Source organism: Wenyingzhuangia sp. IMCC45574 (genome assembly GCF_054182685.1).
On the sequence record NZ_CM135169.1, the window covers coordinates 2,134,818 to 2,149,801 of the forward strand.

Consider the following 14,984-nt stretch of genomic DNA (forward strand, 5'->3'; position numbering starts at 1 on the left):
TTAAAGCATATAGCATTCTATAAATTCTCCAATATTTTCTTTAATACAATCTGAGCTGAATAGGTTCTATTATTTGCTTGTGCAATTACAATAGAATTTTCAGAATCAATTACTTCGTCTGCAACTACTACATTTCTACGTACAGGTAAACAGTGCATAAACTTAGCATTATCTGTAACTGCCATTTTATCTGCTGTAATCATCCACGATTCGTCTTTACAAGCAACCTGCCCATACTCTTTATAAGAAGACCAGTTTTTAGTATAAATAAAATCTGCACCTTCAAATGCTTTCTTCTGATCGTACTCAATAGTCGCTCCTTTGGTTTTTTCTGGACTCAACTCGTATCCTTCTGGATGCGTAATTACAAACTCAAAATCATCTTCATTGGCAATGGCCATTTCTGCAAAAGAGTTCCCTACTGCATGTGGTAAAGCTCTTGGATGCGGTGCCCAAGATAGTACTACCTTTAACTTTTCTTTAGCGGGCTTATGTTCTTCAATAGTAATTGCATCTGCTAAAGCTTGTAACGGATGACCTACAGAAGATTCCATATTCACCACAGGAACAGAAGCATATTTAATAAACGCAGACAATACTTCTTCAGCCTCATCTTTCTCTTTATCTTCCAATCCAGCAAAAGCACGAATTGCAACAACGTCACAATACTGAGAAATAACTTGAGCTGCTTCTTTTACATGCTCAGACTTTCCTTGATCCATTACAGTACCATCCTCGTACTCCAATTGCCAACCTTCAGCACCAAAATTCATAACTATGGGCTCCATCCCTAAATTTAAAGCCGCTTTCTGAGTACTTAAACGTGTACGCAAGCTATTGTTAAAGAACAATAATCCAACCACTTTATTCTTTCCTAATTCTTGGAATTGTAATGGATTCTTTTTTAAGGCTATGGCTTCTTTTACCGTGTCTTTAATCGATGGTAAATCATGTATGGACGTATAGTGTTTCATATATTATACTGAATTTGCTGACAAAAATAAGGAATTTGACATGGATTCCGTTCATTAACTTTAGTGAGTAAAGTATTCTTATTTTTACAAAAAACTACATTCAGTTATAACATGAAAAAAACACTCCTATTTATATTCGCAGCAACGCTATTTGCTTGTCAAAAAGAATACAGTACCAAGATTAAAAAGGAACAATTAGTAAAAACTACCAAAAGCTGGAATGGAGAAAAATTACCTGCATATAAAAAAGGCCAGCCAGAAGTTCAGATTTTAAAGTTTACCATCCCCCCTAAAACCAAATTGCATTGGCACAAACATTTAGTAATTAATGCTGGAGTACTCATTAAAGGAACTTTAGACGTACATGATGAGTACAAAAATGTACTACACCTAAAAGCTGGTGACGCTATAGTAGAATTGGTAAACACCTATCATTACGGAGAAAACACAGGAGATATACCCGCAGAAATTATTGTGGTCTATGCAGGAACAGAAGGTGTACCTATTACTGTTTTAAAAGAGTAGGTTTTTAAATTTACACCATAAAGAAATCATGAATGAATATATCTCTTTTTATTACACTTTCAAAAATTTCATTAATGTCTGTACCCTATAGACAACGCAAAATATCTAGTTTTCATTTCAGATATAGTATCCCCATAATAATCAATCGGTTGTTTAATAATGTTACGCAAACCTACAACGTACTTAAAATCAATGAAAGCACCACCTTTAAAATCAACTCCCAACCCATAAACTTGAGAAAAATTGAACTTAGAAATACCTTCTATCAATTCATGACCTAGAAACTCCTCTGATTCAAACTCTGCTCTAGTTAAATAGTCATATTGAATTCCATATTGAATATTTAAAATTTTCAAAAATTTCATTTTTGCTAAAACAGGAATTGATATATAATCTAAATCCCAACTGCTAGAAGAACTAAGACCATACTTTTTCATAGTGCCTTCTTCATAATTATATTTTGTCCTAATTTTAGTTCTTAGAGTTTCTATTTGAAGATATAAAGGTTTATATATTGGAATCTGAAATATAGCTCCATATAATAAATCTCCACCACTATCTTTAAAATTATCTGTACCAAATCCAGAGATTCCTGTAGAAAAATTACCTCCAAACTTTACCCCTAGCTTAAAACCCTCATAATCTGTTTTTTTAGCATCTTGAGCAAACAAAAAACTTAAACTCACTAAACAACAAATGAAGCACAGCCACTTTTTCATATTTCTTTTTTGGGCAAACATACCATTAAAAACCAAAAAACCACTCTACATGGAGTGGTTTTAACTTTTTGGTAAAGCTTGTAACTTATAGCAACTCTTTTAAAGCACTTACAAACACATCTATTTCTGCTTTAGTAATATTCAATGGAGGTAAAATTCTTAATAAATTCTTATTCATTGCACCACCTGTAAATATCTTTTTATCGTAGATTAATTTCTTACGCAAGTCCCCTACTTCAAAGTCGAACTCCAAACCAAGCATTAATCCTTCTCCTTTAATTTGCTTTACTCCTGGCAAATCTTTTACCTGCTCTTTAAAATATGTGTTGATTTCAGCAACATTCTCCATTAAGCCCTCTTCTTTCATTACATCTAACACAGCAATACCTGCCGCACAAGCCAAATGAGAACCTCCAAAAGTAGTTCCTAACATCCCAAACCAAGGCTCTATCGACTTATGAATCAATACTCCTCCAATAGGAAAACCATTCCCCATTCCTTTGGCCATTGGAATTACATCTGGCTTTACATTGTGGTGTTGGTGTGCAAAGAACTTCCCAGATCTTCCATAACCTGATTGTACCTCATCTAAAATCAAACACACATTGTTTTCTTGCGTAATTTTTCTTACTTCTTGTAAGAACTCAGTAGTTGGCATATCCAACCCTCCTACTCCCTGAATTGGCTCTACAATTACAGAAGAAACATCTCCTTTTGCTATTTCTGCTTTAACCGCTTCAATATCGTTTAACGGTAAAATAGTTACTGGGTTGTGCGTATTAATAGGAGCAATAATCTTTTGGTTATCTGTAATAGAAACCGCTCCAGAAGTACGTCCATGGAAACCGTTTTTAAACGCAATTACTCTAGACTTCTGATTTGCAAAAGAAGCTACTTTAATTGCATTTTCGTTTGCTTCTGCTCCTGTTGAACACAAGAACAAGGCATACTCATCTCCATAACCAGACAACGCTCCTAACTTATCAGAAAGCTCTTGTTGTAATGGATTTTGAATTGCATTTGAGTAAAATCCTATATTGCTCAACTGATTTTCAATTGCAGCTTTGTATGTTGGATGTGTATGACCGATAGAAATTACTCCATGACCACCATACAAATCCAAATATTCTTCTCCTTTATTGTCCCAAACTTTTGCTCCTTCTGCTTTTACAGGAGTCACATCGTATAAGGGATATACTTTAAATAATTCCATTTTTTATTTGCTTTATGCCATAAGCTTTAAGCTATAGGCTTTTTTATTACAGCTTAGAGCATATAGCCTAAAGCCTATTGCAAAAACACTTCGTGTTTTAGAATCCTGTTCCTTTCAAATTCAATCCTTCAACCTCATCATACCCAAACATTAAGTTCATGTTTTGAACCGCTTGTCCAGAAGCACCTTTTAACAAGTTATCAATTGCAGAATAAATTAAAATATTATCTCCATGTTTGATGATTGAGATAGCACACTTGTTTGTGTTTACCACTTGTTTCATGTTTACAGGTACATCTGTTATATGTACAAATGGAGCCTCTGCATAATAATTGGTAAAAATCTCTTTCGCCTCTTCTACAGTTCCATCAAACTTTGTGTAAACAGATGCAAAAATCCCTCTACTAAAGTTTCCTCTGTTAGGAATAAATAACAATTCTCCTGTTTTTGATCCTTGTAAACCTTCTAAAGTCTCTCCTATTTCACCTAAATGCTGGTGTGTAAAAGGCTTGTATACTGAAAAGTTATTATCTCTCCAAGGAAAGTGAGAAGTTGCACTTGGCGAAACTCCAGCACCTGTAGCTCCTGTAGTTGCGTTGATATGAATATCGTTTCCTAATTTTTTAGCAGCTGCTAAAGGCAATAAGGCAAACTGAATACACGTAGCGAAACAACCAGGGTTGGCAATATAATTTGCAGTTTTAATCTCTTCTCTACGTACTTCTGGCAATCCGTAAATAAATTCCTTTCCTTCAAAATTCATATCTGCATTCAAACGGAAATCATTACTTAAATCAATGATTTTTGTACTTGCCGAAAACGCATTATTCTGTAAAAATGCTGTTGAATTTCCATGTCCTAAACACAAAAACAACACATCTACCTCAGCATTAATAGTATCTGTAAAATCTTGCTCTGTTTCTCCTAATAAATCTGCATGTACAGCGTATAGTTTATTCCCTGCGTTAGAAGTACTGTACACAAAATCCAACTCAACTTGTGAGTGATTTACCAATATTCTAATCAATTCTCCTGCTGTATAACCAGCTCCTCCTACAATTCCTGCTTTTATCATTTTTTATTTGCTTTAGGCTTTAGGCAATAAGCAATAGGCTTACCACTAAAGCGTATAATATTTTGCCTACAGCATATAGCCTAAGGCCTACAGCTAGAAGCTACGCTTCCAATAAATCCTTATTTACATGGTAAAAAATCTTGTTCTGCATACCGTAGATTTTAATAAATCCTTTAGCATCCTCACTAGACCATGCATTGTTCTCTTCTCCGTAATCTGCAAAACCAGATGCCATTAAATCGTACTTAGAATCGATTCCAGTTACAATAAAGTGGTAAGGTCTTAAAGTTACATATACATCTCCCGATACTGTTTTTTGAGAATCTTCTAAAAACTTCTCAATGTTACGCATCAATGGCTCTAAATACTGACCATCGTGGAAAAATGTTCCATAGGTATTTGCCAATCCTTCTTTGTGGATTTGTTGAGCTTTAGACAAGGTGTGCTTTTCTAATAAATGGTGTGCCTTAATCGTTACAATAGCTGCAGCAGCTTCAAAACCAACACGTCCTTTAATTCCAACAATCGTATCACCTACATGTATGTCTCTACCAATAGCAAACTGCGTAGCAATTTCCTCTAACTTTAAAATGTTATTAACTGGTGTATCCTTTACTCCGTTAAAAGCAACCAATTGTCCTTCTTCAAAAGTCAATGTTACTTCCTCCTCATCTTCTCTTTTTAGTTGACTAGGATATGCTTCGCTAGGTAAAGCTTTCTGAGATTTTAAGGTCTCAACTCCACCTACAGAAGTTCCCCAAATCCCTTTATTGATAGAGTATTTAGATTTCTCCCAGTTCATATCTACTCCATGCTTCTGTAAATATTCAATTTCCTCCTGACGAGTTAATTTTAAATCACGGATTGGAGTGATGATTTGAATTTCTGGTGCAATGGTTTGGAAAATCATATCAAAACGAACCTGATCGTTTCCTGCTCCTGTAGAACCATGTGCAATGTATTTTGCTCCAACAGATTTTGCATACTTAACCACCTCTATAGATTGAAAAACACGCTCTGCAGATACAGACAAAGGATAGGTATTGTTCTTTAAAACATTACCATATACCATATACTTAATAGCTTTATCGTAGTAGTGCTCAATAATATCTTTATTTGCGTGAGAAGTAACTCCCATCTCATAAGCCTTCTTTTCTACTACCTCTAATTCTTCTTTAGTAAAACCTCCAGTGTTTACCAAAACTGAATGTACTTCTAGCTTTAATTCGTTGATTAAATATTTTACACAATAAGAAGTGTCTAAACCACCACTATAAGCCAATACTACTTTATCCATTATATTTTTCTATTTAAAATAAGGTGATCGATTGCTATTGAGAACAAAGTATCTCGACAATTCTCGATGACCATTTTTTACACAATTGATACACAGTCCGCAAAAGTACGGAATGTGAATGAAACATTAAAAATTAAGGTTTGAAAACAAGTAAGTCTAAGTACAGACTTATTTTTTCTTTGCAAACTTACTCTTAAGCCGTTCAAACTTCTTTCTAAACAAGCTACCTTCTTCTCCTGTTTGAGTTGTTTTTGCATTTGGATCGTACAACATTCCTGTACACAAACACATTTTACGTTCGTTCCGCATTAAAATGTCATAATTCTTACAAGATTTACAACCATTCCAAAAAGCATCATCCTGCGTAATTTCAGAAAAAGTAACGGGTTTATACCCTAAATCAGAATTGATTTTCATGACAGCCAAACCGGTAGTAATTCCAAAAACTTTTGCGTTTGGATACTTCTCTTTAGAGTGATTAAAAACCTTTGTTTTGATCTTCTTTGCCAATCCTTGATTTCTATAATCTGGATGCACTATTAAACCCGAGTGAACCACATAAGATTTGTTCTCCCATGTTTCTATGTAACAAAACCCAGCAAACTTTCCATCGTCTAAAGCAATTACAGCATTACCACTCTCCAGTTTATTCTTAATGTATTCTGGAGTTCTTTTAGCAATACCTGTACCTCTTACCTGAGCAGAACTCTCTATAGTATCGCAAATATCTTGAGCGTACTTTAGATGTTTTGTATTTGCTGATAAAATTTTCATGGTAAATACTACTGTAAAGTTTTAGGGATTACTCTTATTTAATAAAGATTGTAAAACAATTTATTTTAAATGTCCTATTTCAGATTCAAAACGAGGATTTACATAGTACTTATACTTTAACTCGTCTCTTAACTTCCCAATCTCCTCTAATGTTTCTACCAAAACGTCAGACATTTGAGACAAGGTAACAAACTTCATTCCCAACAACTCGTTATTGTTATGTACAATAGGCTCGCTTGCAATAGAAATAACAAATTCGTTTTTGTACAACTCTGTCAATCGTTTCATTAACAAAAGTCCCAAATTATAGTTTCTATACTCTCTCTTTACCCACAAAGATGCACGCTCGTAAATAGCATGATCTTTAATCATATGTTTGTGCGCAAAAATATGCCCCACTACTTCACCCTCTTTTTTTAACAGATAACATCCATTCTCTAAACGCTGTTGCAACATTTCAACACTTGTAAAGTAAAGCGATGGCAAAGCTTTGGATCTATCCGAAATGGTTTGTAATAATTCTAAGGGAGCTTCATAAGTAAGCTCTAGTTGCAAGCCTTCAGAGTCCATATACTCTTCTGCTCCTGCAATGATATTTTTATAACTTGTTTCCAAATGATTGTCGATTACGAACATATCTTAAAAGAAATACTCTTTTGTTTATTATTAATGCATACAAACTACTTTATCGTTCTCTAGATAAAATAACCAAATGCTTGTAAAATATTAATTGAGAAAGTGAAGCAACTTATTACTATGCTGCTAGCGATGCTAAAGAAAACGACCGCTTGATAGTATGTATCAAACCAGAAGAGATAATTGATATGTGATTCACTGTTTTCACTGAGGTTTCCATATATAATTATTAACTCTAAATCGTCGGCCTAAGCCCCTTTCGTTAATATTTGGACGGCAAAAGTACAACTATAAAATCAATTAGCGCACAAAAACTTTAAAAATCAGCTACATAGCATCCAAAAAAAAATCGCTGTCAAGTAACCAGCTCGACAGCGAAGAAATAATCAACATGAATATAATTAAATCAATTAATTATGAAACAATGACTTTTTAACAAAACAAAATCTATCTTTATTCCAATTACTTCAAAGATAAATATATTTTTTTATTAATACCACAAAAAATTAACTAAAAAACAATTTTTTCGTCATTTTAACAAAACACAAATTATCATGGTAATAATCACTTAAATCCTACTCCATAAACACTTTTACATTGTCTACAATTCCTTTCATACGCTCCGGATCGGTATTGTATTTCATGTCATAAGAATTCTTGTCTGGAAATTGTTCTACCATCACTGTTTGTGAAGGGAACGCAAAATCTACTCCAAGTTCACTTGCCAATTTTAATATTGAAATATGTAAAGTATGTCTAGAAGACTGCTCATCTGCCCACGACAAGGATGAAAAATAAGTATTGATCATAATATCTAAAGAAGACGAACCAAAACCAATAAATTCTACATTGTACGAATCTGTTAACGTTGCTGGATGTAACTCAATAAGGTTACGAATCCCCTTAACAAAAGCTTCAATCAACTCAGGTGGTGTATCGTATCGCACACCCAAAGATGTTTTATACCTTCTATATTTTCTAAGCCCCATATTGTTGATTACAATCTCTGACAACTTACTATTAGGAATGGTAAAAATTGAAGTATCCGCAGCACGTATTCTACTAGATCTAAAACCTACTTCTTCTACTGTACCTTCAACACCACCTCCAACAATCCAATCCCCTATTTGGAATGGTTTGTCTAAAAAAATCATAAAAGTACCTATTAGGTTCTTTACCGTATCTTGCGATGCTAAAGCAACCGCCAAACCTCCAATAGATGCCCCCGCAACAACAGTAGTAGTATCTACTCCAAAAACGGTTAACATCTTAAGTACCCCTACAAAAATAACCAAAGCTCTTAACAGCCTACTTAAAATAGGTGCCAACTGATCGTCTAACTTACTTTCTGTTTTTTCTGTGTAAGAAACATATACCTGAATCAACACACCAACAAATTGTAACACCACATAAATCCACAAAATTGTTTGGGCAACTTCCAGTCCTTTAATTAAAAAAGAGTTGATATTAATATCCAACTGTAACATTGGAATGTATTTCTCTAACAAGTAGAAAACAATTAACAAAGCTGTTGGTCTAGATAGCTTGTTTAAAATTTCACTTAAAGATTGATGCGAAAACTTAACAAACACACTTTCCAATCGTTTTAAAAACCAAAAAACCAGCTTATTTAGCAACAAGAATAAAAAGAAAGAAGTTGCAATAAACAAGATAAAACCTACATATTGCCACAGCTCAATCCCCATTACTTTTTTGTGCCCAACGCTAGGAATAATTCTTTTAATAAACTCTGTACCGGCCGGATATACATTGTTATATAAACTAAAAATTTTATCGTTTGTTTCCTTACTATAATACCAAGATTTACCCACTTTCTCTAAAGTAATTTCGGGCATCTGATTGGGAAACAAAACGTATCGGTGTTTTACCAATCCGCTAGAAATTGTATCTGTATAATTTACATTGGTAGGCAAAGCATTCATATCTACTTTTAACCCCCTACCGTCTAAAACCTGTTTTATTTTTATAGAAATTTCCTGAGATTTCTCCAAAGTCTCCCCATAAATAGTTGCAGCAGCTTTTTTACTGTCGTAACTATCCGGTTGTAAAAAATATAAATGGGTGTAAATTGTGTTATAAGGACTGGATAAATCTACTTTTATCTCGTTTTTTTGCGCACTGGTTATTGCAGAAAATAGCAAAAACAGAAAATAAATTTTTTTCATCGTTAAAAAAAGCTATATTTGATTGCCAAATTTAACCTTTTTAGGTAAGACCGTAAGAGAATATCTAAAAAAAACAAAGACTCTTAACACAATGTTAAGAGCCTTAAACTAACCAAATTTTAATCATTAACATAAACATAAGTTGTGATTAAAAAAACTACAATAGTTAACCAAAAAACTGTAATCATAATCTTAGACCCTAGCAGGTTCAAAAGGTTTAATTGATTTTATAAAAAAATGCCTCAAAATTATTTGAGGCATTTTTTTATCGTCTTTTTCGCTTAGACTTACTATTCCTATTGGATTTATTTTTTTGATTTCTGTCCTTATCAAGTACACTTACAAAGCCATCTTTATCTTTCTGATTTCTTTTTGGCTTAGCCTTTCCTTTTCTAATCCCTTTTGGAACATCTACAGCATCGTCAAATGTATTTTTAGGTTTAAAATCTTTTTTATACCCTGTATTTCCTCCTTTTGGCAATAATTTATTTAATAAATCTTGTCGTCCTATTTTGGTTAAAGATTTTCGGATCCAAGCCTGATTCTCTTTTTTATACCAGAAAAAGAATCGGTGTTGCTCCTCTTTTTCTTTGGCTGTTTTTGGAGTATCCATTTTCTCCAAAGTATACGGATGATATCCACTGTAATAAATTACCGTAGCAACTGTCATAGGAGTTGGTGTAAATCCTTGCACTTGTTCCAATTGGAATCCCATATCTTTAGTTTCAGCAGCCATATTGGCCATATCCTCTAAATCGGACTGTGGATGACTTGAGATAAAATAAGGAATTAACTGTAGGTTTAGTTTTTTCCTAAGGTTGATTTTATCGAACAACTTTTTAAAATCGTGAAAATTAGAAAACGAAGGCTTACGCATTAACTTTAATACCTTATCCGAAGTATGTTCTGGAGCTACCTTTAATCTACCAGAAACGTGATGTGTAATTACCTCTTCTGTATATTCTTCTAATTCTTTTGGATCTGCATTTTTATTAAAATCTGGAACTAGCATATCGTATCGAATTCCAGAACCAATAAAAGATTTTTTAATCTTTGGGTGCTTGTCTACAGATTTATAAATATCTGTTAACGGAGCATGAGAAGTATCTAAATTGGAACAAATTACCGGGTTGATACAAGAAGGAGCAACACATTTATCGCAAATTTCCTGTACTTTACCTTTCATTTGATACATATTCGCTGATGGCCCACCCACATCGGATAAATATCCTTTAAAATCCTTCATATTTGCCACCTGATCTACTTCTTTTAAAATAGACTCCTTACTACGGCTGGCAATAAATTTTCCTTGATGCGCAGAAATGGTACAGAAACTACACCCTCCAAAACAACCTCTATGTGTGTTTATAGAGAATTTAATCATTTCAAAAGCAGGAATAGGTCCACGCTTGTTATACTTTGGATGCGGTAAACGCGTATACGGTAAATCAAAAGAAGCATCTATCTCCTTCTCTAACATGGTTGGATAAGGCGGATTGATCACCAATAACTCTTCCCCTACCTCTTGTAAAATTCTACCTCCATACGTCTTATTAGATTCCTGCTCAATCGTTTTAAAATTAGCAGCAAACGTTTTCTTATCTTTTAAACAAGCTTCGTGAGAACTAAGAACTTTATCTTCCCAGTTTTTATTTTTCTGAACAGCTTCGTGCTTTGATTGCAAATACGCAGTTTGTTTTATAGTTCTTAAAGAACTAAACGGAACTCCTTTTTGCATTAAGGTTACAATCTCTTTTAAAGGTTGCTCCCCCATTCCATAGACCAGAATATCGGCACCAGATTCTTTTAAAATAGTAGGTTTTAATTTATCCGACCAGTAATCGTAATGAGTTACTCTTCGTAACGAAGCCTCTATTCCTCCAATTAAAACAGGCGTATCGGGAAATTTCTCTTTTAAGATTTTTGTATATACAGTTGTAGCATAATCGGGTCTAAAACCTATGTCTCCATTTGGAGTATACGCATCTTTATCACGCTTACGCTTGCTTGCAGTATAATTACTCACCATAGAATCCATTACTCCAGAAGTAACTCCAAAAAATAATTTTGGTTGTCCTAGTTTGGTAAAATCTTGCAAATTATCTGTAACACTTGGTTGTGGAACAATAGCTACTCTAAGTCCATAGCTCTCCAACAAACGACCAATTACCGCAGGCCCAAATGATGGATGATCTACATAAGCATCTCCACTAAAAAGAATTACATCTAACTCGTCCCAACCACGAATCTTACATTCCTTTTTAGTAGTTGGCAACCAACTTGATAGTCTTAGTTCTTGTTCCATTTTGCAAAGATAAGGGGAATGGATGGAACTTTGGTAATCTTTACAGGAACATAGCTAAACAGAATAGCTACAAATAACCTTCTATTCTATTTTTAACTCCTGCCCTACATTGATAATATTGGACGTAAGCTTATTTAGTTCTTTAATTTTACGAACCGTTGTTTTATATTTTTTAGAAAGAGAAAATAAGGTTTCATCTTTTGCTACTATATGATATCCTTCTCTTTTTACATGTTTTTTAATTTTTAAAACAGTTCCAACATGTATTGTATTATTGGTTAAACCGTTATACGATTTTATATAAGCCACATTTAAATTATACCTTCTAGCAATGCTATACAAAGTTTCGTTTTTTGCAACAGTATGCTCTGTAACTCTATTCTTTTTTAGCTCAAACAATTCCTTTGCCTTTCTTTTTTCTTCTTTAGCTAAAGCAACTTTCTCTGCTTTTAGTTTCGCTACTTCTAGTTGTGCAATAGAATCTTTAGTTTTCTTAACAGTCAATAAATTGTCTCTTTTAAGTTCAGATGCTACATAAAAATCGGAATCTTTATACCTACCCACAACTCCACTTAAAGCTATTTCATCAAACTTATGTAGGTTATAATCCTCTATACAAGTAATTAGTTTTTTATCGTAATTTGGATTGCTAGAATATCCCGCTTTTTTTAATCCTTTTGCCCAAGCTTTATAATCACCTTTGTTTAGTGTAAACAGACTAGAATAGCTAGGTCTTCTAGTTAAATAAATAGAATGATCCTTAAAAGACGCTATTGCATATTTATATTTTCTATAACACTCCCCATTCATTTCTTTATTTTTATAAAAACGTGCTCCGCTCCATCCACGACCACAAAAAATCTCGAAATGATTATTGGTTTCTTTTGCTAACTTATTTTTTCCTTTACCAGACTGATCTAAACCTTGAGCTAAAATTATACTTGCAGGTATACCTGTTCTATTCATCTCGCTAATAGCAATTGGAGCATAATTTCTTACATATTCAAAAGTAGCATCACCTGCCGCTCCCTCTATACCTTGCTCCGTTAAGTCTACAATTTGATGAACCTGTTTCTGTAAAGAATCAAAAGATACTTTACTTACCACTTCTTTAGAAGCCTCTTCTTTAATACTATTCTTGTTGGCTCCACAAGAACATAGTAGAACGAACACAAAACCAAGTGCAATAACTTTTTTCATCTATTTTATTTTAAAAGCTTCTTTCGTGTAAACTTACTTAATCCTTAACTCCTGCCCAATAGAAATGTCATTAGAATTTAAATTATTTAATGCTTTTAATTCTGCAACCGTCACCTTATTTTTTTTAGCTATAGAATACAGCGTATCTTTCTTTTTTACAACATAATAACCTTTCCTTTTAACCTCAGTTCTTAGCTTTAACACATCTCCTTCATGAATCACATTGTCTGTTAAACCATTCAATTTCTTTAACTCATCAACCGCCAAACCGTATTTTCTAGAGATTGAATACAAAGTATCCTCTCCACTTACTCTATGTGTTCCTTTTCTAGGAATCTCTTTTTTAGCAACAATTACTTTAGGTGTAGATTTAGAAGTATTTGCTTTGGTTTCTTTTTTTTCAACAACTGGCTGCCTTTTAGACTTTATCCCTTCAAACTTCCCTTTCAACACAATCTCATCGTACTTGTCTAAATTGTACTTTTCTATAAAGGTGATTAACTTTTTAGGATACTTAGGATCTGTTGCATAACCTGCTCTTTTTAATCCTTTTGCCCAACCTTTATAGTCGTCTATCTTTAATCGGAATAAGCTTAAATACCTAGAACGGCCTGCCAAGAAAGTAGAATGATCTCTGTAAGAAGTAGCTACATATTTATAAACCCTAAAACACTCTCCTTTTTTATCATCGTCATGATATGTTCTTCTTCCTGTCCAACCTCTATGACATTTTATTCCAAAGTGATTGTTAGACCTGCTAGAAAGCTTACTCTTTCCACTGCCCGACTCTAAAATACCTTGAGCCAACGTAATACTTGCAGGTATTTTATATTCCCGCATTTCTTCCATAGCCAACGGAGCATATTTTTCTATATACGCCAAGGTGTTTTTGTTTAAATAGGTATTTGTTTTCTTCTTGGTTTCTGTAATTACCTTTGCAACTTCTCGCGTAGTTTCTTTATTAGGAATTACCTTAATCTCCCCATCTTTTTCCTTTATTACTGTAGGTTTACTATTGGTTACTTTTTTACTAGAACCACAAGAGGCTACAAGTAATACAACTATAATTGCTATAAGTTTTCTCATAGAATTAGGGCTTTGTTTTTTTGTTTTAGTACATTATTTACACCAGCAATTCCTTGTAAACCTCCGGTATGAATAGCAAGTATTTTACTTCCTTTCTTAAATTCTCCTTTTTCAACTTCTTGCAACAAGCCAAAAATCATCTTACCTGTATAAATAGGGTCCAGAGGAATATGGGTTTGTTTTTTAAAATCGTTTATAAAAGTAACCAATTCTGAGGTCACTTTTCCATAACCTCCCAAATGATACTGAGAAACAACTTCCCAATTGTCTTTATTTGGTTTCAAAGATGCAATCTCATCTTTAATCCAACTTCCTTTTAAAGCAGGAAATACTAGTATTTTTTGAGACTTTTTTGAGCTATTAATAATTCCTGTTACCGTCCCTCCTGTTCCCATAGCACAGGCTATATGCGTAAATTTGGTGTCTGTTTCTGATAAAATTTCTTCACAACCCTTAATCGCCAAATCATTGGTTCCTCCTTCTGGAATGATATAGCTATTTGGGAATTGTGCATTTAACGCATCTAAAAAGTTCTTTTCTTTTTTTTGTTGATAAGCTGAACGAGAAACAAATAAAAATTCCATTCCGAAATCATGCGCTTGTTTCAACGTAGGATTCTGAGCGAGTGTTTTCTCTAAGTCAACTCCCAACTCTTCTCCACGAATAACACCAACCGTTTTAAATCCGTATTCTTTTCCTGCAGCGGCAGTGGCCAAAATATGATTGGAATAAGCTCCCCCAAAAGTAAGCAAACGCAGTTTGTCTTTATTTTTAGCATGGGCTACGTTATATTTTAGTTTGCGGTATTTATTACCCGAAATAAAAGGATGCAACAAGTCTTCTCTTTTTACATACAGTTCTACTCCTTTTTTTGTAAGAATAGGTAATTGAATTTGTATGTTTTTAGATTGCATTTTTTACTGACTATATTATTTTGATTGCAAAGGTCATCGAGCGGAGTCGAGATGCAATAGTTCTCGACTCCGCTAGAACA

The 14,984-nt window shown here is 33.7% G+C and carries 13 protein-coding genes; 1 reads left to right on the forward strand and 12 read right to left on the reverse strand.

Annotation, left to right across the window (positions count from 1 at the left end):
* Positions 1-17 precede the first annotated feature (17 nt).
* Positions 18-974: an N-acetylornithine carbamoyltransferase gene (locus ACXHHC_RS09140; RefSeq protein ID WP_458226063.1), complete on the reverse strand. Its 957-nt coding sequence runs from the start codon at positions 972-974 to the stop codon at positions 18-20.
* A gap of 111 nt (positions 975-1,085) precedes the next feature.
* Here ACXHHC_RS09140 and ACXHHC_RS09145 point away from each other — a divergent pair, with 111 nt between their 5' ends.
* A complete protein-coding gene (locus ACXHHC_RS09145) occupies positions 1,086-1,499 on the forward strand; it encodes a cupin domain-containing protein (RefSeq protein ID WP_458226064.1) in 414 nt (137 codons plus the stop codon).
* 71 nt (positions 1,500-1,570) lie between these two features.
* Here the strand turns inward: ACXHHC_RS09145 and ACXHHC_RS09150 are convergent, their stop codons facing one another.
* The 11 genes from ACXHHC_RS09150 to ACXHHC_RS09200 form a co-directional block, all read right to left on the reverse strand.
* On the reverse strand, positions 1,571-2,185 hold the full coding sequence (locus tag ACXHHC_RS09150) for an outer membrane beta-barrel protein (RefSeq protein WP_458226065.1): 615 nt from the start codon (positions 2,183-2,185) through the stop codon (positions 1,571-1,573).
* 118 nt (positions 2,186-2,303) lie between these two features.
* On the reverse strand, positions 2,304-3,431 hold the full coding sequence (locus ACXHHC_RS09155; protein WP_458226066.1) for an aspartate aminotransferase family protein: 1,128 nt from the start codon (positions 3,429-3,431) through the stop codon (positions 2,304-2,306).
* A gap of 97 nt (positions 3,432-3,528) precedes the next feature.
* A complete protein-coding gene (gene argC, locus ACXHHC_RS09160; RefSeq protein WP_458226067.1) occupies positions 3,529-4,506 on the reverse strand; it encodes an N-acetyl-gamma-glutamyl-phosphate reductase in 978 nt (325 codons plus the stop codon).
* Between the two features lie 100 nt (positions 4,507-4,606).
* Positions 4,607-5,803, reverse strand: coding sequence for an argininosuccinate synthase (locus ACXHHC_RS09165; RefSeq protein WP_458226068.1), 1,197 nt, complete (start codon positions 5,801-5,803; stop codon positions 4,607-4,609).
* A gap of 168 nt (positions 5,804-5,971) precedes the next feature.
* The gene (locus tag ACXHHC_RS09170) at positions 5,972-6,577 is read right to left on the reverse strand and encodes a GNAT family N-acetyltransferase (RefSeq protein WP_458226069.1); all 606 of its coding nucleotides are present in this window, start codon (positions 6,575-6,577) and stop codon (positions 5,972-5,974) included.
* A 60-nt stretch (positions 6,578-6,637) separates the two neighbouring features.
* On the reverse strand, positions 6,638-7,213 hold the full coding sequence (locus ACXHHC_RS09175; RefSeq protein ID WP_458226070.1) for a GNAT family N-acetyltransferase: 576 nt from the start codon (positions 7,211-7,213) through the stop codon (positions 6,638-6,640).
* Positions 7,214-7,788: 575 nt separating this feature from the next.
* Positions 7,789-9,399, reverse strand: coding sequence for a mechanosensitive ion channel family protein (locus ACXHHC_RS09180; RefSeq protein WP_458226071.1), 1,611 nt, complete (start codon positions 9,397-9,399; stop codon positions 7,789-7,791).
* 265 nt (positions 9,400-9,664) lie between these two features.
* Positions 9,665-11,704 (reverse strand): YgiQ family radical SAM protein, encoded by a 2,040-nt coding sequence (locus ACXHHC_RS09185; protein ID WP_458226072.1) that lies wholly within the window; start codon positions 11,702-11,704, stop codon positions 9,665-9,667.
* Between the two features lie 81 nt (positions 11,705-11,785).
* Positions 11,786-12,904: a glucosaminidase domain-containing protein gene (locus ACXHHC_RS09190; RefSeq protein ID WP_458226073.1), complete on the reverse strand. Its 1,119-nt coding sequence runs from the start codon at positions 12,902-12,904 to the stop codon at positions 11,786-11,788.
* A gap of 33 nt (positions 12,905-12,937) precedes the next feature.
* On the reverse strand, positions 12,938-13,990 hold the full coding sequence (locus ACXHHC_RS09195) for a glucosaminidase domain-containing protein (protein WP_458226074.1): 1,053 nt from the start codon (positions 13,988-13,990) through the stop codon (positions 12,938-12,940).
* Positions 13,987-14,904, reverse strand: a complete 918-nt coding sequence (locus ACXHHC_RS09200; RefSeq protein ID WP_458226075.1) for a 1-aminocyclopropane-1-carboxylate deaminase/D-cysteine desulfhydrase — start codon at positions 14,902-14,904, stop codon at positions 13,987-13,989. Before ACXHHC_RS09200 ends, ACXHHC_RS09195 begins: the two co-directional genes overlap by 4 nt.
* Positions 14,905-14,984 lie beyond the last annotated feature (80 nt).

Excerpts from the sequence above, each read along its gene's own strand:
- ACXHHC_RS09140 (WP_458226063.1), bottom strand. The coding sequence starts at position 974 with ATGAAACACTATACGTCCATACATGATTTACCATCGATTAAAGACACG.
- ACXHHC_RS09145 (WP_458226064.1), top strand. The coding sequence starts at position 1,086 with ATGAAAAAAACACTCCTATTTATATTCGCAGCAACGCTATTTGCTTGT.
- ACXHHC_RS09155 (WP_458226066.1), bottom strand. The coding sequence starts at position 3,431 with ATGGAATTATTTAAAGTATATCCCTTATACGATGTGACTCCTGTAAAA.
- argC (WP_458226067.1), bottom strand. The coding sequence starts at position 4,506 with ATGATAAAAGCAGGAATTGTAGGAGGAGCTGGTTATACAGCAGGAGAA.
- ACXHHC_RS09165 (WP_458226068.1), bottom strand. The coding sequence starts at position 5,803 with ATGGATAAAGTAGTATTGGCTTATAGTGGTGGTTTAGACACTTCTTAT.
- ACXHHC_RS09170 (WP_458226069.1), bottom strand. The coding sequence starts at position 6,577 with ATGAAAATTTTATCAGCAAATACAAAACATCTAAAGTACGCTCAAGAT.
- ACXHHC_RS09175 (WP_458226070.1), bottom strand. The coding sequence starts at position 7,213 with ATGTTCGTAATCGACAATCATTTGGAAACAAGTTATAAAAATATCATT.
- ACXHHC_RS09180 (WP_458226071.1), bottom strand. The coding sequence starts at position 9,399 with ATGAAAAAAATTTATTTTCTGTTTTTGCTATTTTCTGCAATAACCAGT.
- ACXHHC_RS09185 (WP_458226072.1), bottom strand. The coding sequence starts at position 11,704 with ATGGAACAAGAACTAAGACTATCAAGTTGGTTGCCAACTACTAAAAAG.
- ACXHHC_RS09190 (WP_458226073.1), bottom strand. The coding sequence starts at position 12,904 with ATGAAAAAAGTTATTGCACTTGGTTTTGTGTTCGTTCTACTATGTTCT.
- ACXHHC_RS09195 (WP_458226074.1), bottom strand. The coding sequence starts at position 13,990 with ATGAGAAAACTTATAGCAATTATAGTTGTATTACTTGTAGCCTCTTGT.
- ACXHHC_RS09200 (WP_458226075.1), bottom strand. The coding sequence starts at position 14,904 with ATGCAATCTAAAAACATACAAATTCAATTACCTATTCTTACAAAAAAA.